22 protein-coding genes are annotated in these 23,173 nt (G+C 42.7%); 10 read left to right on the top strand and 12 right to left on the bottom strand.

Features of this window, described 5'->3' with window-relative positions; genetic code table 11:
* Positions 1-23: 23 nt before the first annotated feature.
* Entirely contained in the window at positions 24-1,106 is a 1,083-nt protein-coding gene (locus tag FBB35_RS03600; RefSeq protein ID WP_174708515.1) for a cytochrome c oxidase subunit II, read from the bottom strand.
* A 404-nt stretch (positions 1,107-1,510) separates the two neighbouring features.
* Between FBB35_RS03600 and FBB35_RS03595 the strand changes: the two genes are divergently transcribed.
* Positions 1,511-2,425, top strand: coding sequence for a heme A synthase (locus FBB35_RS03595; RefSeq protein WP_174708514.1), 915 nt, complete (start codon positions 1,511-1,513; stop codon positions 2,423-2,425).
* 248 nt (positions 2,426-2,673) lie between these two features.
* Positions 2,674-3,624, top strand: a complete 951-nt coding sequence (locus FBB35_RS03590; RefSeq protein WP_174708513.1) for a heme o synthase — start codon at positions 2,674-2,676, stop codon at positions 3,622-3,624.
* Positions 3,625-3,740: 116 nt separating this feature from the next.
* Here FBB35_RS03590 and FBB35_RS34260 read toward each other — a convergent pair whose 3' ends face one another.
* The 5 genes from FBB35_RS34260 to FBB35_RS03565 are packed head-to-tail and all read right to left on the bottom strand — an operon-like array spanning position 3,741 to position 9,558.
* Positions 3,741-5,462 (bottom strand): AAA-like domain-containing protein, encoded by a 1,722-nt coding sequence (locus FBB35_RS34260; RefSeq protein ID WP_254625810.1) that lies wholly within the window; start codon positions 5,460-5,462, stop codon positions 3,741-3,743.
* Positions 5,463-5,496: 34 nt separating this feature from the next.
* Entirely contained in the window at positions 5,497-6,639 is a 1,143-nt protein-coding gene (locus FBB35_RS03580) for a hypothetical protein (RefSeq protein WP_174708512.1), read from the bottom strand.
* Positions 6,636-7,592: a MoxR family ATPase gene (locus FBB35_RS03575; RefSeq protein ID WP_174708511.1), complete on the bottom strand. Its 957-nt coding sequence runs from the start codon at positions 7,590-7,592 to the stop codon at positions 6,636-6,638. Before FBB35_RS03575 ends, FBB35_RS03580 begins: the two co-directional genes overlap by 4 nt.
* A complete protein-coding gene (locus tag FBB35_RS03570) occupies positions 7,577-8,668 on the bottom strand; it encodes a hypothetical protein (RefSeq protein WP_174708510.1) in 1,092 nt (363 codons plus the stop codon). Before FBB35_RS03570 ends, FBB35_RS03575 begins: the two co-directional genes overlap by 16 nt.
* Positions 8,669-8,688: 20 nt before the next feature.
* Positions 8,689-9,558 carry a CHAT domain-containing protein gene (locus tag FBB35_RS03565; protein WP_174708509.1) on the bottom strand — a complete coding sequence of 290 codons (870 nt, stop codon included), beginning with the start codon at positions 9,556-9,558 and terminating at the stop codon, positions 8,689-8,691.
* A 207-nt stretch (positions 9,559-9,765) separates the two neighbouring features.
* Here FBB35_RS03565 and FBB35_RS03560 point away from each other — a divergent pair, with 207 nt between their 5' ends.
* The 3 genes from FBB35_RS03560 (at position 9,766) to dhaL (ending at position 12,604) form a co-directional block, all read left to right on the top strand.
* Positions 9,766-10,641 carry an MBL fold metallo-hydrolase gene (locus FBB35_RS03560; protein WP_174708508.1) on the top strand — a complete coding sequence of 292 codons (876 nt, stop codon included), beginning with the start codon at positions 9,766-9,768 and terminating at the stop codon, positions 10,639-10,641.
* A gap of 196 nt (positions 10,642-10,837) precedes the next feature.
* Positions 10,838-11,914 (top strand): dihydroxyacetone kinase subunit DhaK, encoded by a 1,077-nt coding sequence (gene dhaK, locus FBB35_RS03555; protein ID WP_174708507.1) that lies wholly within the window; start codon positions 10,838-10,840, stop codon positions 11,912-11,914.
* Positions 11,915-11,956: 42 nt separating this feature from the next.
* Positions 11,957-12,604, top strand: a complete 648-nt coding sequence (gene dhaL / locus FBB35_RS03550) for a dihydroxyacetone kinase subunit DhaL (protein WP_174708506.1) — start codon at positions 11,957-11,959, stop codon at positions 12,602-12,604.
* A 22-nt stretch (positions 12,605-12,626) separates the two neighbouring features.
* Here dhaL and FBB35_RS03545 read toward each other — a convergent pair whose 3' ends face one another.
* The 3 genes from FBB35_RS03545 to FBB35_RS03535 all read right to left on the bottom strand — a co-directional run bounded on the left by FBB35_RS03545 (position 12,627) and on the right by FBB35_RS03535 (position 15,136).
* On the bottom strand, positions 12,627-13,220 hold the full coding sequence (locus tag FBB35_RS03545; protein WP_174708505.1) for a nucleoside triphosphate pyrophosphatase: 594 nt from the start codon (positions 13,218-13,220) through the stop codon (positions 12,627-12,629).
* Positions 13,221-13,362: 142 nt separating this feature from the next.
* Entirely contained in the window at positions 13,363-13,908 is a 546-nt protein-coding gene (gene psbP / locus FBB35_RS03540) for a photosystem II reaction center PsbP (protein ID WP_174708504.1), read from the bottom strand.
* A 361-nt stretch (positions 13,909-14,269) separates the two neighbouring features.
* Positions 14,270-15,136 (bottom strand): aldo/keto reductase, encoded by an 867-nt coding sequence (locus tag FBB35_RS03535; RefSeq protein ID WP_174708503.1) that lies wholly within the window; start codon positions 15,134-15,136, stop codon positions 14,270-14,272.
* Between the two features lie 159 nt (positions 15,137-15,295).
* Here FBB35_RS03535 and FBB35_RS34255 point away from each other — a divergent pair, with 159 nt between their 5' ends.
* Entirely contained in the window at positions 15,296-16,057 is a 762-nt protein-coding gene (locus FBB35_RS34255; protein WP_254625809.1) for a hypothetical protein, read from the top strand.
* A gap of 313 nt (positions 16,058-16,370) precedes the next feature.
* Positions 16,371-16,637: a DUF3146 family protein gene (locus FBB35_RS03525; protein ID WP_012411764.1), complete on the top strand. Its 267-nt coding sequence runs from the start codon at positions 16,371-16,373 to the stop codon at positions 16,635-16,637.
* A gap of 114 nt (positions 16,638-16,751) precedes the next feature.
* Here the strand turns inward: FBB35_RS03525 and FBB35_RS03520 are convergent, their stop codons facing one another.
* From FBB35_RS03520 to ntcA, 3 genes are all read right to left on the bottom strand, one after another.
* The gene (locus tag FBB35_RS03520; protein WP_174708502.1) at positions 16,752-17,207 is read right to left on the bottom strand and encodes a pre-16S rRNA-processing nuclease YqgF; all 456 of its coding nucleotides are present in this window, start codon (positions 17,205-17,207) and stop codon (positions 16,752-16,754) included.
* A 115-nt stretch (positions 17,208-17,322) separates the two neighbouring features.
* Complete coding sequence (locus tag FBB35_RS03515; protein ID WP_174708501.1) at positions 17,323-18,813, bottom strand: DUF3084 domain-containing protein; 1,491 nt, start codon at positions 18,811-18,813, stop codon at positions 17,323-17,325.
* A gap of 168 nt (positions 18,814-18,981) precedes the next feature.
* Positions 18,982-19,653: a global nitrogen regulator NtcA gene (gene ntcA, locus FBB35_RS03510; RefSeq protein ID WP_008233817.1), complete on the bottom strand. Its 672-nt coding sequence runs from the start codon at positions 19,651-19,653 to the stop codon at positions 18,982-18,984.
* Positions 19,654-20,033: 380 nt separating this feature from the next.
* On the opposite strand from ntcA, the gene fabI reads away from it, so the two are divergent.
* The 3 genes from fabI (at position 20,034) to FBB35_RS03495 (ending at position 22,684) form a co-directional block, all read left to right on the top strand.
* Positions 20,034-20,810, top strand: a complete 777-nt coding sequence (fabI, locus tag FBB35_RS03505; RefSeq protein WP_174708500.1) for an enoyl-ACP reductase FabI — start codon at positions 20,034-20,036, stop codon at positions 20,808-20,810.
* A 103-nt stretch (positions 20,811-20,913) separates the two neighbouring features.
* Positions 20,914-21,549 carry an imidazoleglycerol-phosphate dehydratase HisB gene (gene hisB, locus FBB35_RS03500; RefSeq protein WP_174708499.1) on the top strand — a complete coding sequence of 212 codons (636 nt, stop codon included), beginning with the start codon at positions 20,914-20,916 and terminating at the stop codon, positions 21,547-21,549.
* Between the two features lie 151 nt (positions 21,550-21,700).
* A complete protein-coding gene (locus FBB35_RS03495; RefSeq protein ID WP_174708498.1) occupies positions 21,701-22,684 on the top strand; it encodes an ABC transporter ATP-binding protein in 984 nt (327 codons plus the stop codon).
* Positions 22,685-23,173 lie beyond the last annotated feature (489 nt).

The following is a 23,173-nucleotide window of genomic DNA, read 5'->3' as shown; positions in this document are numbered from 1 at the left end:
TCATTTGTTATTTAGACCAATGACTAATGGTGAACTTGATGGAGGATTTCTGGCTTAATTCCCATGTCCTTGATGTAAGGAGCAAGAAATTCATTTGGGGATAGATTCGCAGGGTTAACAGCAACGGCTTGATTGAGTGTTTCTTTGCTGGCAACTAGCTGTTCTTGAACCCATTTGTCAAATGCTTCTTCTGGCTCAACGACTATTGGCGCTCTCATTGCACCGTGGTAGGGGCCACAAAGTTCAGCACAGATCAGGGTGTAATCTCCTGCTGTTTTGGGGGTGAAGCGAATCTCGCTTTGTCTACCTGGGATCGCGTCTTGTTTCAGGCGGAACTCTGGAACCCAAAAGGCATGGATGACATCGTTGGCTGTCATATTAATTTGCACTTCTCGCCCGATGGGGACGTGCATTTCACCTGTAGTTATACCAGTTTCAGGATATGTGAAAATCCAGGCATATTGTAAACCAGTAACGTTGACCTGTAATTCTGCTGGTTTGCCTGCTTTATCAGGAGTTCCCCCAATTGTCGGAGCAACACTACCTACACCTGGGGCATTCCGCAGTTGGGGAATTTGGTCAGCATTACGAACTTCTGCGGTAGCTGGATCTTCCATTGCCTCATCAGATTTTTCTTGATTGAGGTTGGGTTCGGTGCCAGGAGGTGTATCGCTTAAGGTTGCAGCCATAGCACTTCCAGGCATTGCCATTGATTCCTGATTCATCGGCGCTTCATGGATTGCATGGGGATCAAAGCCACCGATTTCGTTGTAAACATCAAAGCTGTAAACAGAAATGCCGATAACGATAATTGCAGGGATCGCCGTCCAGAGAATTTCTAGAGGTACATTGCCCTCAACTGGCGGGCCGTCTTCATTGTCACCTGCACGCCGACGGTACTTAAATGCAGAGTAAATTAAAATACCTTCAACTAACAGGAATATACCTGTAGAAACGATCATCATCGCGTTGAACAGACCATCCACTAATACGGCTTCATCTGTGGCTGCTGTTGGCAGCAGACCGTGATTTTGACCGTACCAAAGGCTGACTAGCGTTAGCACGATGCCAATGAGTAATGTCCAGATTGAACTTGGAATCTTCACGGCTTACTTAATTGAATTTACTACGTTATCTTAAACCTGCCCACTTACTAAGGTAGTCTAGGCTGGAAAGCATAGAGTCTGAAGGCCTGAATTTTTTATTAAGTTTTTTAACTATTTTACTAATTTTGAGTACAAGGTGACTATTAGATACTGCCAAAAGTAGATGTAAACTAGTGGAAAAATTTAAGGAAAAATTTAGAATGTTTAAATTAATTGTGATTAATCAATTTTTCACATCTTGAAAAATACCTAAAGCTTCAGGCAAAACCTTCCTAGAGTGATTCAAAGTATAAGTGAGTGCTAATCTATAAACCCTTAGCCTATACGCTAGGGTGAAGATAGGACGCTAAAAGAAAATTGAAAATTTTAAGAGAGCCACCAAGAGCGGGCAGAAGGTATCATTCATGAGCGAATTTGTCCTACAACAACAAAATGAAGCGGCGCTTCAGCAGCAAAAGCCCAAGGAAATGATTCGTCGCTTGGTGTGGAAAATATGCATAGCCACCTTAATTTTGATGGCAATAGGCAGTGCCACCCGCGTGATGAATGCTGGACTTGCGTGCCCAGACTGGCCCTTATGCTATGGCGAACTAGTGCCAGCCAAGCAAATGAACCTCCAAGTGTTTTTGGAGTGGTTTCACAGATTGGATGCAGCTTTAATTGGTTTAAGCGCGATCGCACTCTTCGGCTTATCCTGGTGGCATCGTCGTGTCTTACCCAAATGGCTGCCTTGGGCATCCACATTCGCCCTGTTTTTAATCGTCTTCCAAGGCATCTTGGGAGGACTCACCGTTACCGAACTGTTGCGGTTTGATATCGTTACCGCTCATTTAGGAACGGCGCTGTTATTTTTTAGCACCCTCCTGATTATCGGCACGGCACTGACACCCTATCAGGGCAATGGAACCGTTGGGAAGTTGCCTTGGGTAGGTTTAACTGCTGCTGTTCTGGTTTACCTACAAAGTCTCTTGGGTGCTTTGGTAGGCTCTCGCTGGGCACTACACCAATGCCTCGGCGATTCTCAACTTTGTACTGTAATGTACAGCCATATTGCTGGTTTGGTGCCGCCAACAGTGACAACCTTGGCAATGGTATTTATCTGTTGGCGGACACCAGCACTACATCCAGCCTTACGGCGACTGGCAAATATCGCTGGTGGGTTGTTGACATTACAAATCTTGTTGGGATTCGCCACTTTCAAATTACATCTCCAAGTCGAGCCTCTCACCGTCTCTCACCAAGCTATAGGAGCAGCTTTGCTGGGTACTTTGGTGGCTTTCACAGTTCTTGCAATGCGTGATTCAGTTAGTGCTGAATAGGAAATGGGGAATTGGGAATTGGGAATTGGGAATTGAGTATAGTTATTCCCCTTGTCCCCCTTGTCCCCCTTGTCCCCCTGCTCCCTGCCTCCCCTGCTCCCCACTCCCCAGTAACTAAACGAAAGGGCGCAACGGCGAGTATTGCGACCTACGCAGGTGCAGAAAATCTGTGTTTTCGTTTGTCTGAAAGAGCCAGCTTGAGCATGAGCTGTATATAAGTTGTTGAAAAATAAGGAACCAGAGCCAAAATGATTGAGACTAATGTCTCTCGCCACCACCAAACATTTTTCCAGGTAGTTCAAAGTTATTACCAGCTAACGAAGCCTCGGATTATTCCGTTGCTTTTGATTACCACCGCTGGGAGTATGTGGATTGCTGCTAAGGGAGAAGTTGACCCATTGCTGTTGCTAGTAACTCTCACTGGTGGCACTTTGGCTGCTGCAAGCGCCCAGACGATTAACTGTATCTACGATCGTGATATTGATTATGACATGGAGCGGACGCGCCATCGTCCGATGCCATCCGGTAAGGTTCAGCCGCGCGATGCTCTAATTTTTGCGATCGCACTGGCGACAATTTCCTTTACATTACTAGCAGTATTTGCCAATTTGTTAGCTGCCCTATTAGCCTTCTCTGGCATCGTCTTTTATATTTTGGTCTATACCCACTGGCTGAAACGCCACACCACCCAGAATATCGTTGTTGGTGGAGCAGCTGGGGCAATTCCGGCGTTAGTGGGTTGGGCTGCTGTCACAGGCACTTTAAGCTGGTCAGCATGGTTACTTTTTGGCATCGTCTTTTTGTGGACACCACCCCATTTCTGGGCGTTAGCTCTGATGATTCGGGATGATTACGCGAAGGTTGGGATACCAATGCTACCTGTGATTGAAGGTGACACAGCAACAGTACGGCAGATTTGGTACTATACGCTGGTGACAGTATTTGCAACCGTGTTATTGGTTTATCCTTTAGGTGCAAGTGGAATTCTTTATGGTGCGATCGCTGTCAGTCTGGGAGGATTATTTATCCACAAATCTTGGCGGTTGTTGCATAACCCAGAGGATCACGCTGTAGCTAAAGAGTTGTTTCTCTATTCCATTTCCTACATGATGCTGTTGTGTCTGGGGATGGTCGTGGATAGTCTTCCTGTTACCCATAATCTAATTAGTGCGGTGATCAATCATCTGCATATTGGTTAGGGAATGGAAAATTTAGCGATCGCGTTTGGTAAAGGGGCGCGATCGCATTTTAAAAGATTCAAGATTTTTTATTAATTATACTTAGAACTTGATATGTTTGTAAACAAATATACAAATTAAGCTCTAAATCTGTCGGAGAAATACTGACGGTATATGTTACAAAAAGGCATCACCTCATTGTCTTGAAACTTCACTAATCCCATGCTGAGTAATTTAAAGCATTGTATCGAATCCAACCGAACAGGGCTAGTATTGGCAACTACCTTTTTGATAGCAGCAGCTAATTCTGGACGCTGTTCTAAATTCCACAAATGCCGACGTAAATGGTCGCTATAAGGGCCAGTTTCTGTAGGGGCTGTTTGCAAAAACACATTGAGCGTAGTATCCTTTCTGGCGATATGATAAAGTGCCACTCGTACAAGATAGGGATGTCCTCCTACCATCGCCATGAGTTGTTCAACTTGGGTAAAATTCCAATTGAGTCCATGCCTTAGTGCCAAATCAAGAACCTGTTGGGCGTTAAATTCTGGTAACTCAATCGGCAAGCCTATATTAAACGGCGATTGATTGATATTCATTGGAATATAAACTTCTGTAGAATGCACTACTACCAACCGCAGTTTTTTCCAAATATCCCGGTTTTTAGCATCTTCATGCCAAGCGCGTAACAGCCCAAAAAAGTCTGCGGCAATTTCCGGATGTTGAAATATACGATCAACTTCATCCAATCCCAATGCTAGGGGTTGGTTGATTTCTGGTAAGAGATACTCCTCGAAATAAACGGTGCAATTATCCTTACTGCCAAAAATATCGTCCCAGTAATCTGCTAACTTGTTGGGTAGTGTTAACCTCCGTCCAACACTGGCACAAAACCACTTAAGGAACTGATCCAAATCTGCAAAAACCTTTTCATCTGCCAATTGAAAGCTTAAAAGCACGGTTAGATAATCATGTTGTGACGCTTGATGAAGAATGCGCGCCATGAGCGAGGTTTGACCCATCTGCCGAGGTGCTTTGAGCCGAATTAAGGCACCTGGCTGGAGAATTTTTTTGTAACAGGTTGCTTCAATAGGCGGACGCTCGATATAAAACGCCGAAGCCAAATCCACTTGTCCTTCTGGCAGTTCTAGAACAACTGCTTGTCTAATTAGGAGTTTAGGAACAGGTAAGTTAACTCCCGCAACTTCTATTTTTTGTCGCTGTCTAATAACTTGACTTAACTCATCCACTGCTTTTGTAGGATTACCACGAGCCAAGCTAACCATGCCGCGAGTATAAGTCATTAGGGGCGCAAATTCTGCTAGTGGCTCTGCAAAAGTCTCCATCAGCGATCCCATGCGAACCCACTCTGCTTTATCCTCCAATCTCAACTTGGAAAGAGTTAATGCTAATTCACGCGCCGCCTGACTCGGTCGCGTATAAGCTAACGCTGTCCATCTCTGAGCCTGAGCAAAATCACGAATATCCGGGTCGTAGCTCTCAAGTTGCTGCCGCACATAGGTAAGCAAAAAATCAGATAATTCATTAATCCGCTTTTCGCCAAAATGGGGATTCTCTTTCAACTCTCTCAACAGGGCATTTCGCACGGCTGTATCCATTTCATAGAGTTCATGACCTACCTCATCACAAAGGCTAGAAAGTAGTAAATCAGCCACAGCCAACCAGGGTATTTTCAACTCTTGCTTCTGAATATCTCGTTGGAAATTTGCCCACAGCCGATAAAGTAAATCTGGGGTGAGGGCTAACGGAAAGGCTGCATGGTAAGTCAGATAGAGGTGTGCTTCCCCGAAGCGTTGACCAAAAGACTCAATTCTACGACTAGCTACTTCTGGCTTCATGCTCTCTACCTTAAAGTACTCCCAGTTAGATTAATTACAGCCCATACTTTAATTGTGCCTTGCTTGCTCGTCCCCGCAACACATCGATCGCACCATCAAAACCCTGTCGGCTAACTTCAAACATCGGCACTAAACGGGCAATTTCTCCTGCTGTTGTGCCAAACCAGCGCTCTGTTGCCATTGGATTCAGCCATGCAATATAACGCGATCGCTGTTTCAACTCGTCTAAAAATTTTTGGGTTAACTCCAAGCGTTCTAGACTAAAACCGCCCCGTGCTGCTCCCCCATCACTAAAAATTAAAACAGCAGAACGCTCTGGACGCAACTTAGCTAGAAAATCTATGACAGGTTCGGCTTTTTGCCGCGTCTGGTCATGGTAAAGATATTTAGTTGGGCAATTGTGAAAGTAGTAAATACTAGCTTTTCCTAAGCGTCCGCCTCGTAATGCTGTCTGGGCTAATCGCTGGGATAGTCCGTGAAAGGGAACCATCGATCCCTTATGGTCAATCAGCAATAGTAGTTCAGTTCTATTCACCCGACTGGGCATCAGTACAGGCTCTAGCAAAACCCCCTGCCGTACCACTTGCTCAATAGTTGCCTCTATGTCTAACTCTGTGGGCAAACCTTGGCGTACCATTCGGCGTAAATGCCGCCAGCTTTGTTTCATCTGCCGCCGCGTCACTGGAAAATACTCATCAGTTTCGGTGAAGCGATTAACAGTAATTTCCTCATTGTTTTGAGTAGTAATCTGTACTGCTTCAGCTACTTGCATCTCATCCTGTACTTCCATTAATTCCGATGAAACGGGTACAGTGGCAGGTGTTGTATTGGGTAGCTCAGGTGAATAATTACCCTGACTTTCTAACGCTTGTTGTACTTCGGGAGATGGGGAGAAAGTAGTTTTCTCTTCTTGCCTTGTAAGAGAAGGTTTTAGAGGATAAGGTTCTGTTATTACCTGTTGAAAGTGATAGTTGAAGAGGTGTTCTTCATCCTGGGATTTTACCCACAAGGTACGGCACAATTCTACTAACGCTTCTTGGTCAGTCGTGCCAAAGCCTTCCTGTAAAGCTTTCAAAACAAGGCGGTATTCATCGATCCCCAAGGGTAAGCCTGCCTCGCGTAGTCGTGTAAAAAGCTCAAGCAGTGGTAGTTCTTCATGGGGAGCTTCTATCTTCATGCTTCTGGCTGGGTACGGATTTGTTCACCATAACGGCGATAATCATCCCAACTCTTCAGCAACACCCCAGGATACAAGAGTTCTGTTTTTAACTTGCTGAGAATTTCATCATCTTGATGATGACTAAGAATCCGCACCCAATCCATCAGTTCGCTGGTACTGACCTTTTTGCCTGCTTCGCCCTTGTCCCGTCGCATTTCTTCACGCAGTTCTAAAAAGCGATCAATAATCGCGTCCACTAATTCCAAGGGTGAAACTGTAAATCGAGTTTTAACAATCTCGATTAACTGCTGACGTTCAGGGAATTTGACATAGTGAAATAAACAACGACGTAAGAAAGCATCAGGCAAGTCTTTCTCATCGTTACTGGTGATAAAAACAATTGGTGTCGCTTTCGCTTGAATTTTCTTGAGCGGACTGTTTTGTTTTACTTCTGTGACTTCAAACCTTTGCTCATCAAGCTCTAATAGCAGGTCGTTAGGAAAGTCGATGTCAGCTTTATCCATTTCATCAATCAAAACCACAGTTGGCTGCTCGTTGCGAAAGGCACGTCCTAACGGACCCAACTCTACATAGGCATCAGCATTTTTTGCTTTGACTGCGGCTTCTTCATCTATTTTGGAAGCAGCAAGTTGAGCATCCCGCAACCTGCCAACGGCATCATAAGTATAAAGACCATCCCGCGCTCGACTGGTAGATTTAATGTACCAAGCTTCATAAGGTAAACCCAGTTCATAAGCCACTGCACGAGCCAATTTTGTCTTGCCGCATCCTGGTTCTCCCTTTAATAGTAAGGGGCGTTCGAGGGCGATCGCTAAATTCACAGCCTCTACCAATTTCTCACTAGGCAGGTAGGGATACAAAATTTGCCCCGTCTCTGGGTCTTCCTCTCCTGGCTTGGGCCGTACCTTACCTGTATATTTCAGTCGTTTTCTGTCTAGAGTTCCAACCATCTTCTCGTTCCCTCTTCTTCCAAATCACAACCCCAAATGTCGCAGATACGTTTCATGACTAGATCGGGAACTCCATGATTACCATTTTGCAAAATAAACTTAACTGTGTATTGCACATAATCTTCTTGGTTAATAAATTCATCAGGCAGATCCTCGACTAAAGACTTAACCCACTCAGTTAATACATCCACTGAAAATTGGGACACCATTGGTAATCGAATAGGAACATGAGGTTCCCAAGTTGCAGTATATTTCTCGATGCACTCAAAAGTTAAATTGCTAACACTACCGTTGTAGTCAACTAAAAACATCAACAACTGGCAACTGTTTGTCTGAGATAGATGTTTTTTTACTACTTTCACTAAAGGTAGCCATAAATCTTGAATGAATTGATTGATGTCAATCAAAAGCTCTATATTGTCGAATAGCAAAATAACATGCTCTGTTTGCAATCTTTCGCAAAGTTTAACAGCAATTACATCAGGTGAATCATTATAATTAGCACCAAATTCACTTGCTAACTGTCGCCATAGCGTACTGACATCTCGCTTACGAACTCTACAAGATAACTTTGTTTTTAGTAGTGGAAAATTTGTCTTTCCCTCCATCACACCTAGCAGGCGCTTCAAAAGTAGTTGTAAACTATACTCTGTATCTTCTGGAGAGCCATGAATTACAAAAGCGGCAGCTTGTTTTGTTTTCAGAAAGCTCCGGAATAAGCGCACATGGTCAATATAATCTAGTCCTAATAAAACTTTGTAAAGTGTTTCTCGCTTAAAAAGTTCGTCACTAATAGATTTTGCTACATTCTGTTGTTTATTTCTAATAAGAAGGTTTTTAGCCTGTTCAATCTCCTCTTCCAGTTCTTGAAGCTTTTCATCCAAGCTCTTAAGCTGAACATCCTCTTCCTTAATTTGCTGTTCTAACTGAATCTTTACGGATATGCTGGTTTCAATTGCTAAACTTGTGCGTAGTCGCTTTACCTTATCATTACGCTGTTTCCATTCTTCGTGAAACCCCTCAGATTTTTCTTGTAACCTCTCGACCTTATTAAGTAAAAGTTGAACGGTGGGCATTGTCTAATTCTTTGACTAATTTACTGTAATATCTGCTCAATTTTGTCTAGTTCATTAGCAAGACTTTCTAGTTGAGCCTCTTCATCTTGACGTTGGTGTTCTAATTGAAACTTAACAGCCACATTTGTCTCAATAGCAAGAGCTTCCTGTATCTGCTTAAGCTTCTTGTTCCTGAGATTCCATTCAGCTTGAAGGGTGTCTAGTTGCTGCTGCAATCGCTGCCTTTGTCTTGCATTTAAAATAGCCGACGATGAATTTGGTACTCCAGTTGATTTGTTCGAGGCTATCTGCTGTACCTCTGAGACTAAAGACACTGAGTTTTGTTTAGTGTATAGAACTGGAGTTAAATGTTCTGCAATGCCTTGCAACCTAATTTCGACACAACCGAACTTGTAAGCCTGATCTATTGTCCGCCTTGCTGCCAATGCTTTGTAAAAACCAACAGCAAAAGCGATCGCGACTTGATCTCCAATTGCTTTATTCATGCCAATGACAAAAGGAATATGTTCTCCAATAGCTTTTGCTTGAGCTTCGGAATAGCAAGCATTCAACACCACACAATTTATTTGATCGGCTGCCAATTCAAATAACGCCGCTAGGGCATCCGGTTGTACAGGCTGGGATTCTCCGAGTAAATCTTCAAAGCAAAGCTCCCCTGTACTGGTTCCATGTCCAGAAAAATGCACAATCTGCGGTTCAACATCGAATATAGCCTGGCTGATATCTCCTGGACGTACAGATTCACGCGAGTCTAGAATAAATCTATCTCGCTCTTTTGCTAATTGCAGCCTCTCACGAATATCACGTAACTCTTGCCCCAAGCGTAATCGTGTAGCATTACTGGGATCTGCTGCTAAAAACAGAATTTTGATTTGACTATTACTGCTCATTTAGATGATCAGCCCAGAGTATGATTTTTGACCAAGTTCATTTTTACATAAGTCAAGACCATATTTATGCTTACTGGGTTTCACGAGTCTTTATATTTTTGAGCAGATTTACTTCTAGTGGCATCTACAATCTCAAGTCACTTTTGCTAGCGTAGTGATATAGGATTTATTGCTCTCCAGTAAGCGGCTGGAAGCAAAAGGATTAATATGGCTCATTTAAATCAGCGTCGCTCCCAAAATGTCAACGGCGATTTTTATGTAGATACTACCTGTATTGATTGTGATACCTGTCGCTGGATGACTCCTGAAGTGTTTTCTCGTGTAGATGAACAGTCGGCGGTTTATCATCAACCAACGAATGATACAGAAAGATTAGCAGCGCTTGAAGCACTTTTAGCTTGTCCTACTAGTTCTATTGGCACAGTTGAAAAGCCAAAAGATATTAAAGATGCTCAACAACAGTTTCCGATATTAGTAGCAGAAAATGTTTACCACTGCGGCTATCATTCTGAAAAATCTTACGGTGCTGCTAGCTATTTAATTCAACTTCCAGAAGGTAACATTTTAGTGGATTCACCCCGGTTTACGCCGCCTTTAGTCAAGCGTTTAGAAGAACTGGGACCAATTCGCTATATGTATCTAACTCATAAGGATGATGTGGCAGATCATCAAAAGTTTGCCGAGCATTTTCAGTGCGATCGCATCCTTCATGCTGATGATATTACTGCGGATACTCGCAATGTAGAAATACAGCTAACTAGTTCTGAACCATTTACCTTGACTCCAGATTTATTAATTATCCCAGTTCCCGGTCACACCAAAGGGCAAACTGTTCTACTTTATCAAAATAAGTTTCTGTTCACTGGCGATCATCTGGCTTGGTCAGAAGGCTTGCACCAGCTGGCTGCATTCCATGATTTCTGCTGGTATTCTTGGTCAGAACAGACTAAATCGATGCGTAATTTGGCTAATTACTCTTTTGAATGGGTGCTACCAGGTCATGGACGAAGGTTTCATGCAGATCGGGAAACCATGCGCCAGCAGATGCACAAGTGTATTGAGTTAATGGAATCTTTGAATTGACCAAATAATTTATAATTATTCGATTATATAGCAAAACCCACGAGAAACCTAACCCCCTTCCCGACGCGGGAAGGTGGAAATTTCAAAGTCTCTCTCCTTTTAGGAGAGAGATTTAGAGAGAGGTCAGACTGTATTGCATAGAAACCAGCGATCGCTATAACCTGAGTTTTAGCACCCTTTTACCCAAACACGGATTATGAAAAAGCTGATCAATAAGCCAGAAGACTTTGTGCGGGAAAGTCTAGAAGGTATGGCGGCGGCTCATTCCGATTTAATTAAACTGAACTACGATCCCGCATTTGTCTATCGAGCCGATGCACCGATAAAGGGTAAAGTAGCAATTATTTCTGGTGGTGGCAGTGGACATGAACCCATGCACGCTGGCTTCGTAGGCAAAGGAATGCTTGATGCAGCTTGTCCTGGTGAGGTTTTCACTTCCCCTACTCCCGACCAAATGCTAGAAGCAGCCAAACGAGTAGATGGAGGCTCTGGTATTCTTTATATCGTCAAAAATTACAGTGGCGATGTCATGAACTTTGAGATGGCAACGGAGTTAGCCCGTGCTGAGGGCATTCGATCGCTAAATATTTTAATTGATGACGACGTAGCAGTTAAGGATAGCCTCTATACTCAAGGGCGGCGGGGTGTAGGAACAACAATCCTAGCGGAAAAAATTTGTGGCGCGGCGGCTGAGGCTGGGTATGATTTGCCACAAATAGCAAGTTTATGTCGCCGAATAAATCTGAATGGGCGGAGTATGGGAATTGCTCTAACATCTTGTACAGTACCAGCTAATGGAACGCCGACATTTGCATTGAGCGATCGCGAAATCGAATTAGGTATCGGTATCCACGGTGAGCCAGGAACAGAACGCACAGCCATTAAATCAGTAGACGAGATTACTGAAATTTTAACGCGATCGCTAATTGAAGATGCAGCATACAGCCGCACACTGCGCGAGTGGGATGAAGACAAAGGAAAATGGGTAGATGTAGAACTAATAAATCTCCCATTTGCCAAAGGCGATCGCTTATTAGCTTTTGTCAATAGTATGGGTGGAACCCCAATTTCTGAACTGTATATTGTTTACCGCAAACTTGCCCAAATTTGCGAACAGCAAGGATTGCAAATTGTGCGAAACTTAATTGGCCCTTATATCACATCTTTAGAAATGCAAGGTTGCTCCATCACCCTGCTGAAATTAGATGATGAAATGATCCGGTTATGGGATGCACCAGTCAAAACACCAAGTTGGTGCTGGGGAATTTCATAATTACATTAGCGAGTATTCGAGCGTCATTACGAATTACGAATTATGTTGAGTCAGGCGCAGATATTACAATGGTTGCAGGCTTATGCAACCGAGATAGAGCAGAATAAAGCATATTTGACAGAATTAGATGCTGCGATCGGAGATGCTGACCACGGTATAAATATGGATCGCGGCTTTAAAAAGGTAAGTACTCAGTTACTAACTCTTAGAGACAAGGACATCAGCAACATTCTCAAAGCTGTGAGTATGACCTTGATTTCTTCCATTGGCGGTGCTAGTGGCCCTCTTTATGGAACCTGGTTTTTACGAGCTAGTACAGCAGTAGTAGATAAGCAAGAATTAACAGAACAAGATGTGTTAAGGCTATTCCAGGCAGGCTTAGACGGCGTGCTGCAACGTGGCAAAGCGCAAATAGGAGACAAAACAATGGTGGATGTGCTATCTCCGGCTGTAGTCGCTTTTGGGCAAGCTGTAGGAGAAAGTAAGGGAACGCTGGAAGCGATGCAACAGGCTGTAGCAACAGCCCAAAAGGGGTTACAAGAAACTATACCTATGCAGGCCAAAAAGGGACGGGCTAGCTATCTGGGGGAAAGAAGTATCGGACATCAAGATCCAGGAGGGACTTCTGCTTATTTAATGTTGAAAAGTTTGTTAGAGGTGTTGGAAAGTGGCCAAACAACTGACAATTGAAAATTAACAATTGGCGCAATAACTATTGCCAGAAATCAGTGACATCGTATCCCAATTCCGCTAATATCTGCCGCAGCAGGGGTAAACTTAGTCCTATTACATTGCTGTGACAGCCTTCAATTTTTTCAACAAAGAAACTACCAAAACCTTCAATGGCAAAGGCTCCAGCACACTTGAGTGGTTCACCTGTTGCAATATATGCTTGAATGGCGCGATCGCTCATTTGAGCAAAGTAAACTCTTGTAACTTGAGACTTGACTATAGTGCGGTTTTGCTCAAGGTCAATTAAGGCGTGGCCTGTATACAAGTCGCCAAAGCTACCTTGCATTATCTGCCAACGGGCGATCGCTTCAGAAGTATCTGCTGGTTTGCCGTAAATTTCACCATTCATGGACAAAACTGAATCACAACCCATAATCAAAGCTGATTCAAACTGCGGGGCTACAGTTTCCGCCTTATATTGGGCAAGAGTTTTGACCAATTCTGCTGGTTCACTTAATTGGATTTGTGACTCGTCAAAGTCACTAGCTCGAACTATCGGTTCAATACCAACAGTTTGCAGCAAGCGGCGACGAGCTGGGGAAGCTGAGGCAAGTACAAAGGGTGAAATTTTCATGAGATTTCTAAAAAGCTTGTTAATTGGGTATGGGACATGGGGCATTGGGCATTGGGCATTGGGCATGGCTCAAGAATCAATAGTTCCCCTGCTCCTCTACCCCCTGCTCCCTGCCCCCTGCTCTCTGCTCCCCACTCCCCAATTAATAGACAGAAAATGAATTTACAACCTCATCAATCATTCCTTTAACTCTCTGCCAGCGTTTTTCAGGAATTGAGGCGTTGAGGGTAAAAAGTTTGCCACGGCTAACAGCGACGCTGGCAATGTTATGCCTTTGCTGTTTATTGGGAAGTTTAACCTCATACTCTAAAAGGTAGTAGGTTTTACCGTCTACTTCTCGCTCTGCGGCATTGACTAATTCAGCTGAACGACCAGAGTCAGGAGGTGCAAGAGCAGCTTTTCCCAACTTATATCCTACTTCTGTTGGAGTTCCCAATTCTGATAAAGTTTTGCCTTCCGGAACTGGGCTAATCACAACAGAAACGTTTTCAGACACCTCAATCAAATCGTGGAAAACCACATCTGGCCCGTTGGCAACTTTAACTTGTAGCCAACCATTAGGATATGAAAACTGATAGCCATCACTAGTGTCTACAAAGCTTTTAAGTCCAGCCGCAGCTGCTATATCAGAATTACTCAGGCTGAAACTCAACACCAATAGCAAAATTAATACAATTCTTTTCCACATTTATACGAGTTCCTTTGGGCTGGGGACAACACCAGGCTTGCATCATTTCTCGTTTTTATTCTCCCACCAAGCGGGACGCTTCGGATGACGCGTTTCAGGGTTGCTTAAGCGATCGCCTGTTTTTGGAAAGACTTTTTCTTTACCAATACCTTATTTCATCAAATACCCGAATAGTAATTAAACTAACTAAAAGTGAGCGTAAATCTTTGACAACTTTTACTAAATCTAAGTAAGTTGGCACAATAAAACCAAACTATGTAAAGAGAAATGAACTAGGCTAAAATCCTTATACCTATTGCCTATTGCCTTATCCCAACGACAATTATTTACGCTCACTTACTTAAGTTAGCTAGTGAAATGATTAAGTTGCTCGATCAATTTTTTGTACTTCTTCTTCAGATAGTTTCACATTAATAGCTTGTGCTGAGTCTTCAATGCTAGAAACCTTGCTAGCACCAGGAATTGGCAAAATAGCGGGCGATTTGGAGCGTAACCACGCGAGAACGATATTATATACTGACACACCTTTTTCTTTGGCTAAGTTAGCGATCGCAGGAATATCTTGTAAATCCTGATGGCGACGTCTACCACCAAAGGGACTCCAAGGCAAAAATGTCAATTTTTGCTGTTCGCAATACTTCAACACGCCGTCCTTTTCTGGCTGTCGTTGCCAAGGACTGTATTGATTCTGCACCGAGACAATATCTACTACATCTTGCGCCCGCTTAATTTGTTCAACGGAAAAGTTAGAAACTCCCACAAACCTAATCAAACCTGTCTCCACTGCTTCTTTCACTGGCGCAAGGGATTCTTCAATGGTGTACTTACTATCGGGTGAGTGGTATTGCCAAACATCGATCGGTTTAGCACCACCTAACGCCTCAAAACTGACTCGAATTGTTTCGCGCAAATGTTCTGGATTGCCGTTGCTTGTCCAGTTTCCATCGGGACGCATCAAACCGCCTTTAGTTGCCACAATTACTTGGCTAACATCGCCTTTGTAACTAGTAAGCGCCTTGTGAATTAGTCGCTCGTTGTGGTGTTTTTCTGACTCATCTTTGCAGTAAGAGTCGGCAGTGTCAATAAATGTAATATCCAAATCCAAAGCCCGATGAATAACTTCGATTGATTGCGATTCGGAAGGGCGATTAGAGATTGACATGGGCATACCACCCAAACCAATCGCACTCACAAATACACCATTTTTTCCTAGCTGTTTGGTTTCCATACTTCTAGCTATAGCTTTCTGACCCAATTATCCCAGCTAGTCAAAGCTTTTTGAGCGATTTATCATAAATCCTCCCTAGTACTTAGATTTGGTGATAAGTGAATGGGCTACTAAGGGAATACTCTACTCAGGGGTTAAGTATTCTATACACAAACACTGATGAAAATTGTAGAGGAAACCCATACTAGATTGCAGCTAAAGTATCGACCACTCAGATATTGGGTCATCGGGTGGTGCATTTTTACTGTCTGTTTAAGCTTCTTGATTTACTGCTTATTTTTTGAGTCTGTTTCAGTAAGTCTCAATTGCGATCGCCTCTCATCAAACCAAATTAATTGTGAATTGAGACGCTTTAATTTTCTGGGAAGGATGGAGAAACTCAGAATATTTGATCCCAGCGAAGCATACATTCTCACAAAGATTGGCAGCAAAGGGTCGAAAAACTATCAGGTGATAATTGTGACTCCATTTAAAGAATTTTCTCTTTTATCCCATCTTAGCTATGAACAAAATCAAGAATTTACCTTGAAAAGCAACGATTTTATCAATTCTGGTAAAACTTCTCTATTTGTAGAGCAAAATCAGCGAAATTATCTATTTTTCTTAAGTTTATTTATATTAATTATCATGGCGATCGCTGCTTTTTTTGCAACATCACCTGTAACTACCTGCACCTTCTATAAAAGCATCGATAAGGTCTTTATCGAACGTAAAAGTCTTCGCGGCAATCAAGTTATTGAACATCCCCTAGAAAATATTCTGCGTTTTGACATCCAAGAAAAGCAATATAAATACTCTAAGCTTTATCGGGCTGTAATTATGCTGAAATCTTTCAAAGAAATTCCAATCAATCCACAATACACTGATGAGAGAAGCGTTAGATATACAGTTTCTAGGATACTCTTATTTCTAAAACTTTAACAAAAACTATTCCTACTATTTACCACTGTGCCCATAGACTGAAGTCAGAGATCGCTGACTTATCTAGGAAACTGAGGATATTGTCTATCACAAATGATTTAGGATTTGCTATGTAGACACGAAACGCTTAGATTAAGGAAGTTTGAGTGACTTGCAACTGAAATTTTACATCTAGCATTATCCATGAGTACCATTCTCACTCAACTAAAAATACTCACTTTGTCAGTTTGTCTATTTAGACTATGTTTGGTACATAAAATAAGAAGCCAGCCTAATATGAGCGGCTGTTATTCTACACTTGACATAAAGCATTGTGAGTGCTAAAAGACGACTGCCAGAAACTATTGCCCATGTCAGAATCACTCGCCAATCTTGGCAACACGGCTTCCTTGAGGGTGAAGTGAGTGCAGGTGAGTTTGAGTGGCATTTCCAGTGGCATTTTCGCCGGGGAGAACTTGCCGTCAAGCCTTCCCAGGGCCGCGCTTTAATCAAAGAACCCCTTGGTCGATTTTTGGAGCAACAAGATTATCAGCTAGAGCCTGGAGGAGATTATGCTTTTACGATTCGGGCGGAACTTTAAAAGTTAGGAGTTAGGAGAGACGCGACGCCAGTCGCTACAACGGGTAGAACCCCCGCAACGCGCTGGCTCATTAATCGCGTTTGTACAGGAGTTAGGGGGTAACGATGTAATTCCTCACTCTTGACTGCTGAGTGTTGATTCTGTGAGGCGGTTTAAGTATCTTTCGATTAAGAGAATGGCAACAATGTCATCTATCGGTCTTGGAGGCTGTCGTAGACCTTGTGGCAATAGCTTTGTTAGCCCTTTGGGTGGGAACATTTGCCAATAGCGATCGCGTGCTTCTAAGGTTGTGTACCGCTCATCCACTAAAATAATACTCAGAGGTTCTGTCAATTCTTGATATAATTTTTGTCTCCACTGCTTGGCTGTAGTTTGGTCGCCCATCACCATCAAGGAGATCGGAAACTTTTGACGCAGTATTTCAATGTTAGCGATCGCCTCTTTTGCTAGCACGACTTGATGATAATACAATTGCCGATCCAGTCCCATCACTGCTAACCCACACTTATCTCGACCTGGATCAAACCCTAATATGACTGGTTGCGTTGGTGAAAATTCGCGTAAAGTCATAAGAAATTAAAAATAAAAATTGAGAATTAGAAATCAATAAATGCAATCACAGCAACTATTTTGACTGCTGTTGAATATGTTTAAATCTTACTAATAACAGTGTGCAAATAATATTTTAAGTACTAAAAATAATTTTTCCGTTAACTATTGCCAATAATTTTACTCTCAATGGCCCGGCTGTATAAGTGTCCTCTGCTGCGATCGCTTTGATCTCCAAGGGTTGATTATACTGTCTTAATTGGGCAACAAAGCGCAAGAAAGTTCCCTCTACTTGCACATCTTCGACAATTCCGGCATTACGAGCCCGAAATTGGGAAGCAGAAATTAGTATTTCCAGCCGTTGCTGTAACTGATAAGATGTCATGGTTTTGGAATCAGCACTAGTTGTAGCTAGCACTGCGCCTCCCGAAAAAACCAATTGATTTCGGGCTGTATCGGCGAAAAACTCTATCTGCTTTTCTCCCCTGACGTAATTACCAGCCGAGAAAATTCTTACCACGTATTCTTGACCATCGCTAATCTGCTTGCTCAATTGGTCAATCCTATCTTGAGTCACACGCAGTAGCTCTACATTGGCAGGATTCGCCCCAGGCTCACTTAATCCGAGGTTGGCGTTGCGATTGGCTTCTTGTAAAAGTTGTACCACTGCCCGACGAGCAGCAGCAGGTTGGTTAACACGAATTACAGCAGCAGACAGAACTTGACCGCGAATTAAGGCCAGTTTACCTAGACGTAGGTCGCGGTAGGACTGATAATATTTTTCCAGCCTTGCAACTTCGAGTTCTAATTGCTCCTGCTGTGCTTCCAATTCTTTGAGGCGCGATTCCCGTTTAGCGATTACTTGCTCTCGTGCTGCAACTTCTACGTTACGCTTTTGAATTAGTTCATCTAGTTGGCCAATTTTGCGATCGCGCACTTCTATGGCTTCTTGACGGTTAGCAAGTTCGCGATCGCGTTTTTCAATCGCTGTTTTGGCTTCGTCAATCGCTTTTTTCGCTTCAGCGTACAGTCGTTGTCGTTCTGTCTTCAATAGTTCAACTGCCGCCTGTAGCTCTTTTCTCTGATTAGAAACGCTTTGCAACTCATTTATAGCTTTTTGGTACTGAGTTACAACTTGTCCTAGCTGACCTTGAGTGCGTTGCAGCTGAGTTTGAGTTTGGGCTTGTTGACTAATGGTGCGGTTTAACTGAGCTTGTGTTTGGAGTTGTTTGGCATTGACCGCTTGTAAAGATTGATTAATTGCTTGCAAGTCTTGTTGTGCTTTTGTTTGGGCAACTCTTGCTTGATTTAGCTCGCTTTCTACCTGACTTTTCTGAGTTTCTGCGGTTTTTAGCTGTTCCCGCTTTTGTCTGAGGTCTGTTTGAATATCTTCTAATTCAAAGACTCCCTTTCGCAAGCCTTCGTCGGCAGCGAATAAAATTCCTAACGTTGATGCTGAAATCAAACCGCCCGTGAAAATAGTTACCACGACAGCAGTATTTTTTGGGCGAAGGTTAAAAAGTGAGAGGCGAGCTTTGCCAACTCGTGTGCCGATGCGATCGCCCACGGTGGCAATTACGCCTCCCAAAATTAAAATTGCTGCGATGAGGATGTATCCGGTGGTCATCTTTAGCTACCGAAATCCTTCCAGATACAGCCTACTACTTTTAAGCATTGTCTGGAAAGAAGTGGGAATTGGCAATAGCTGAAATTACTCAATTTTAGATTTACCTCTAGCTATTAGTGTCATCTTTCAAAATCAAACACGCGCCGATTCCGCTTTCTTCCATTGATTTTATGTGAATTGCCTACTTAAGGTAACAGGTTTATGCACAGTAATCTTCTTTTTGTGGATAGAAATCATCTTTTTCTCACGCAAATCCCCTAGTAGCCTAGTAACGGTAACACGGGTTGAACCAATTGCTTCTGCGATCGCCTGATGAGATAACTTCAGATCGATAGTGATCCCATCAGCACAAGGAACGCCAAAATCGCGACAAAGAATTAACAAAAAACTCACCAACCTGGAACCCATATCTCGGTGAGCGAGAGTTTCAATCATCATCTCTGTTTGTAAAATGCGCGAAGACAGACCCCGCAGCATTAACATTGATAATTCTGGATTTTCCTTGAGTGCTTGCTCTACTTGTTCAATTGGGGCTGACAGTAATTCAACAGGCGTAAATGCAACCGAATGGTAAAACCTATCCGACTTATTTCCTGTCAGCAATGACAAAACACCAAAAACACTATTTTCCCGAAGCAATGCTACTGTTATTTCCTCTCCTGCCTCGTACACCCTAGAAAGTTTAACAGCACCTTTCAAAAGAAAATAAACTCGTTCGGCAGGATCGCCAGGAAAAAAGATCGTTTTATTGCGTTCAAACGTTTCCACAACTGGCGGAAACGCCCCGGTCGCCATCTGACGAAATACATTTGCTAGGGCTTTATCTTGTGTCACGATCATCTCCCTTCCCCTACCCAATGCCGGAAAAACAAAAACTGATTACCTAAGAATACACCCGAAAAATGAATAAAGCACCGTCAACCTTTCTGTACTTTCCTATACTCAAACAAATCACTTCATAACTGTTTGTTTATAATGATACATAATTGTTGATCCTTTCAGCTACTACTTGTTGATAAGTAGTTCCAATAGCTGTATTAAAAAGGGTTTTTTAAAGAACAAATAAAGATATCTTGAGAAAATCTTTAGGAAAAATCAAGAATTTTGTCACAGCAAACACCCTTCTCAATATTCATTTTTGCAAATCCTGTATAAAACAAAGACAAAACGTGCCTCAGATTCTAGTATGCTCCTAATGATCGATCGCATTAACAATTTCTATGCTGAATCTGACTGGAAAAAATGCTCTTGTTACAGGTATTGCCAATAACCGCTCGATCGCCTGGGGCATCGCCCAACAGCTGCATAAAGCCGGAGCAAACCTGGGTATTACTTATCTGCCGGATGAACGCGGCAAAATGGAGAAAAAAGTCGCGGAGTTAGTAGAACCTCTCAATCCAAGCTTATTTCTTCCCTGTAATGTCCAAGATGAGGAACAGATTCAATCTACCTTTGAGACAATCCGCGAGCAATGGGGGAAGTTAGATATCCTCATCCATTGTTTGGCTTTTGCCAGCAAAGACGATTTGAGTGGAGATTTTAGCCAAACCTCTCGTTCTGGCTTTAACACCGCCTTAGAAATCAGTACCTACTCGCTGGTGCAGTTAAGTGGTGCAGCTAAACCTTTAATGACAGAGGGAGGTAGTATCGTCACGCTGACATATTTAGGCGGTGTTAGAGCAATTCCTAACTACAACGTTATGGGAGTTGCCAAGGCAGGATTAGAAATGAGTGTGCGTTACCTAGCTGCTGAACTAGGGCCGCAAAATATCCGCGTCAATGCCATCTCCGCAGGCCCCATCCGCACCTTGGCATCTTCAGCAGTGGGTGGAATTTTGGATATGATTCATCATGTAGAAGAAGTAGCTCCCCTACGCCGTACCGTCACTCAGCTAGAAGTCGGCAACGCTGCCGCTTTCTTGTGTAGTGATTTGTCCAGTGGTATTACCGGACAAGTTCTATATGTAGATGCAGGATATGAAATTATGGGAATGTAAGATAATTTGGGCATTGCTAATTCCCCATTCCCCATTCCCCATTCCCCATTCCCCATTCCCCATTCCCCATTCCCCATTCCCCATTCCCCATTCCCCATTCCCAATGCAAATTAGCAAAGTTAATTCAAATTACGACCAGTTAACAAAAACCCCTCGGATTGCCACTGTTCGCCGTACCACTGGTGAAACTGATGTGGAAGTTACCATCAACCTCGATGGTAGAGGAACTTGCACAGCAGCAACAGGCATTCCGTTTTTAGATCACATGTTGCATCAAATTGCCTCCCACGGTCTGATTGATATAGATGTCCAAGCCAAGGGAGACTTAGAAATTGATGACCATCACACCAACGAAGATGTAGGCATTACCTTGGGTCAAGCTTTCAACCAAGCACTAGGTGACAGAAAAGGTATTGTCCGCTTTGGTAATTTTCTTGCGCCATTGGATGAAGCTTTAGTTCAGGTAGCGCTAGACTTTTCTGGACGGCCTCACCTCAGCTACGGCTTGCAAATTCCTACCCAGCGTGTAGGAACTTATGACACCCAACTCGTGCGCGAATTCTTTGTGGCGATCGTGAACCATAGCCAAATGACACTGCACATTCGGCAACTGGATGGCATTAATTCCCATCACATTATAGAGGCGACATTTAAAGCCTTTGCAAGGGCAGCACGGTTAGCAGTGGAAATTGATCCCCGTCGTGCTGGCTTAATTCCCAGTTCTAAAGGCGTTCTATAAAACGAGTCAAATGGGGTGTTGAGTATGGTGCATTCATTATTCTCCCAATCCCCAATCCCCAATAATTGACACATGGCTTGGTGATGGTTATTATCAGCCTACTAGGTAACTTGTAATTAATACCAAGCTGGTAATTAGTGGTTGAACCAAGATGAAGTCTGTTGCAGATGACCCTGATTCTCAACTTAATACGTCAGACACTCCGCCAGTAGTCCTAACTTCTGAGTTGCGAAAAGTCTATCGCACTGGTTTTTGGCTAAATCAAAAAATCGTATCTCTCAAAAACTGTTCTTTAACAGTTTACAAAGGCGAAACCTTTGGGTTGCTGGGACCAAACGGTGCTGGTAAAACCACCCTTTTAAAATTGTTGCTGGGAATTATTCATCCCACTTCTGGACGGGGATTGTTATTGGATAAACCTATAGGCGATCGTAGTGTTAAGCAACATATCGGCTATTTGCCAGAAAATCCCTATTTGTATGACTATCTCACTGGCTGGGAATTTTTGCAGCTAGCTGCTGGACTATTCCAAATTCCCCAAAGTGTCCAACGCCAACGCATTCCCCAACTGCTGGAATTAGTGGGTTTATCCCAAGCTGATGCTTGCAAAAAACTATTACGCCGCTACTCAAAAGGAATGCTACAGCGTGTTGGTATGGCACAGGCGCTAATTAACGAGCCAGATTTGGTTTTTCTCGATGAACCAATGTCTGGTCTTGATCCTATAGGACGCTACCAAATGCGAGAAATTATTCTGGCGCTAAAAGCTGCTGGGAAGACGATTTTTTTCAATAGCCATGTTCTTAGTGAAGTAGAACAAATTTGCGATCGCATTGCCATCCTTGCTCAAGGTGAACTAATTTGCTCTGGTTCCCTTAATGAACTTTTAGGCGTAGACAACACATATCATGTAAAAGGTCAAGGCGGTGACTGGGAAATTCTCAAAAAATGGATACCCACTCTCAGATTTGAACCTGATGGTTCCTGGCAAGGTACACTACAAGACGATTACTATGATTTCCTCGCTAGTGTTCGTCTGATGGAAGGTAAAATTATTGCCATGAGCTTGTCGCGTTACTCCCTAGAAGAGTTTTTTATTCAACAAATTCAAAGAAAAAATAACTCACTTAATTAATTGATTTGCCAAATACTCAATCCTAGATTTGTTTAATCAACGTATTTACGTGGTATCTATTTACAAAATAACTTTAAATTTCCGCCTTTTTGAGTTTGTTTTTGCTCAATCCAACTCACAAACAACTAAATTTCCACCTTTTTCAAGGTTATTTGTAGTTAATCAATAATGAAGTTCATAATTTTTGCAAAAATTACTAATAATAGAATATTTAGAATCACAGTTTAAGTGTCATTTAATTGACTTTGGTAGAAATGCGTTATTCGTAAGTACCTCTTTACATAACAGACAATTTTTTATATAAACTGCGTTTATCTGCGTAAGTCACATATTTTTTGATAATCTCCATATTCAAGTTTGCTCAACTTTAAATTAACTTCACTAAAAATTCAAATTCAATAAACAAATTTCCTCCGGAAAATTACACTTTTCGGGGAAAATAAGAGTGTTGGGGAACTTGAATACTTAGGTATAGTCAAAATAAAAATG

Origin of the sequence: Nostoc sp. TCL240-02 (assembly GCF_013343235.1) — a bacterium.
Lineage (GTDB): Bacteria > Cyanobacteriota > Cyanobacteriia > Cyanobacteriales > Nostocaceae > Nostoc.
Note: the sequence above shows the minus strand (reverse complement) of the source record. Positions and strands in the feature narration are given on the sequence as shown.

What these genes read in the sequence shown, in the direction of transcription:
- FBB35_RS03595 (WP_174708514.1), top strand. Translation starts at nt 1,511, where the DNA reads ATGAGCGAATTTGTCCTACAACAACAAAATGAAGCGGCGCTTCAGCAG.
- FBB35_RS03590 (WP_174708513.1), top strand. Translation starts at nt 2,674, where the DNA reads ATGATTGAGACTAATGTCTCTCGCCACCACCAAACATTTTTCCAGGTA.
- FBB35_RS34260 (WP_254625810.1), bottom strand. Translation starts at nt 5,462, where the DNA reads ATGAAGCCAGAAGTAGCTAGTCGTAGAATTGAGTCTTTTGGTCAACGC.
- FBB35_RS03580 (WP_174708512.1), bottom strand. Translation starts at nt 6,639, where the DNA reads ATGAAGATAGAAGCTCCCCATGAAGAACTACCACTGCTTGAGCTTTTT.
- FBB35_RS03575 (WP_174708511.1), bottom strand. Translation starts at nt 7,592, where the DNA reads ATGGTTGGAACTCTAGACAGAAAACGACTGAAATATACAGGTAAGGTA.
- FBB35_RS03570 (WP_174708510.1), bottom strand. Translation starts at nt 8,668, where the DNA reads ATGCCCACCGTTCAACTTTTACTTAATAAGGTCGAGAGGTTACAAGAA.
- FBB35_RS03565 (WP_174708509.1), bottom strand. Translation starts at nt 9,558, where the DNA reads ATGAGCAGTAATAGTCAAATCAAAATTCTGTTTTTAGCAGCAGATCCC.
- FBB35_RS03560 (WP_174708508.1), top strand. Translation starts at nt 9,766, where the DNA reads ATGGCTCATTTAAATCAGCGTCGCTCCCAAAATGTCAACGGCGATTTT.
- dhaK (WP_174708507.1), top strand. Translation starts at nt 10,838, where the DNA reads ATGAAAAAGCTGATCAATAAGCCAGAAGACTTTGTGCGGGAAAGTCTA.
- dhaL (WP_174708506.1), top strand. Translation starts at nt 11,957, where the DNA reads ATGTTGAGTCAGGCGCAGATATTACAATGGTTGCAGGCTTATGCAACC.
- FBB35_RS03545 (WP_174708505.1), bottom strand. Translation starts at nt 13,220, where the DNA reads ATGAAAATTTCACCCTTTGTACTTGCCTCAGCTTCCCCAGCTCGTCGC.
- psbP (WP_174708504.1), bottom strand. Translation starts at nt 13,908, where the DNA reads ATGTGGAAAAGAATTGTATTAATTTTGCTATTGGTGTTGAGTTTCAGC.
- FBB35_RS03535 (WP_174708503.1), bottom strand. Translation starts at nt 15,136, where the DNA reads ATGGAAACCAAACAGCTAGGAAAAAATGGTGTATTTGTGAGTGCGATT.
- FBB35_RS34255 (WP_254625809.1), top strand. Translation starts at nt 15,296, where the DNA reads ATGAAAATTGTAGAGGAAACCCATACTAGATTGCAGCTAAAGTATCGA.
- FBB35_RS03520 (WP_174708502.1), bottom strand. Translation starts at nt 17,207, where the DNA reads ATGACTTTACGCGAATTTTCACCAACGCAACCAGTCATATTAGGGTTT.
- FBB35_RS03515 (WP_174708501.1), bottom strand. Translation starts at nt 18,813, where the DNA reads ATGACCACCGGATACATCCTCATCGCAGCAATTTTAATTTTGGGAGGC.
- ntcA (WP_008233817.1), bottom strand. Translation starts at nt 19,653, where the DNA reads ATGATCGTGACACAAGATAAAGCCCTAGCAAATGTATTTCGTCAGATG.
- fabI (WP_174708500.1), top strand. Translation starts at nt 20,034, where the DNA reads ATGCTGAATCTGACTGGAAAAAATGCTCTTGTTACAGGTATTGCCAAT.
- hisB (WP_174708499.1), top strand. Translation starts at nt 20,914, where the DNA reads ATGCAAATTAGCAAAGTTAATTCAAATTACGACCAGTTAACAAAAACC.
- FBB35_RS03495 (WP_174708498.1), top strand. Translation starts at nt 21,701, where the DNA reads ATGAAGTCTGTTGCAGATGACCCTGATTCTCAACTTAATACGTCAGAC.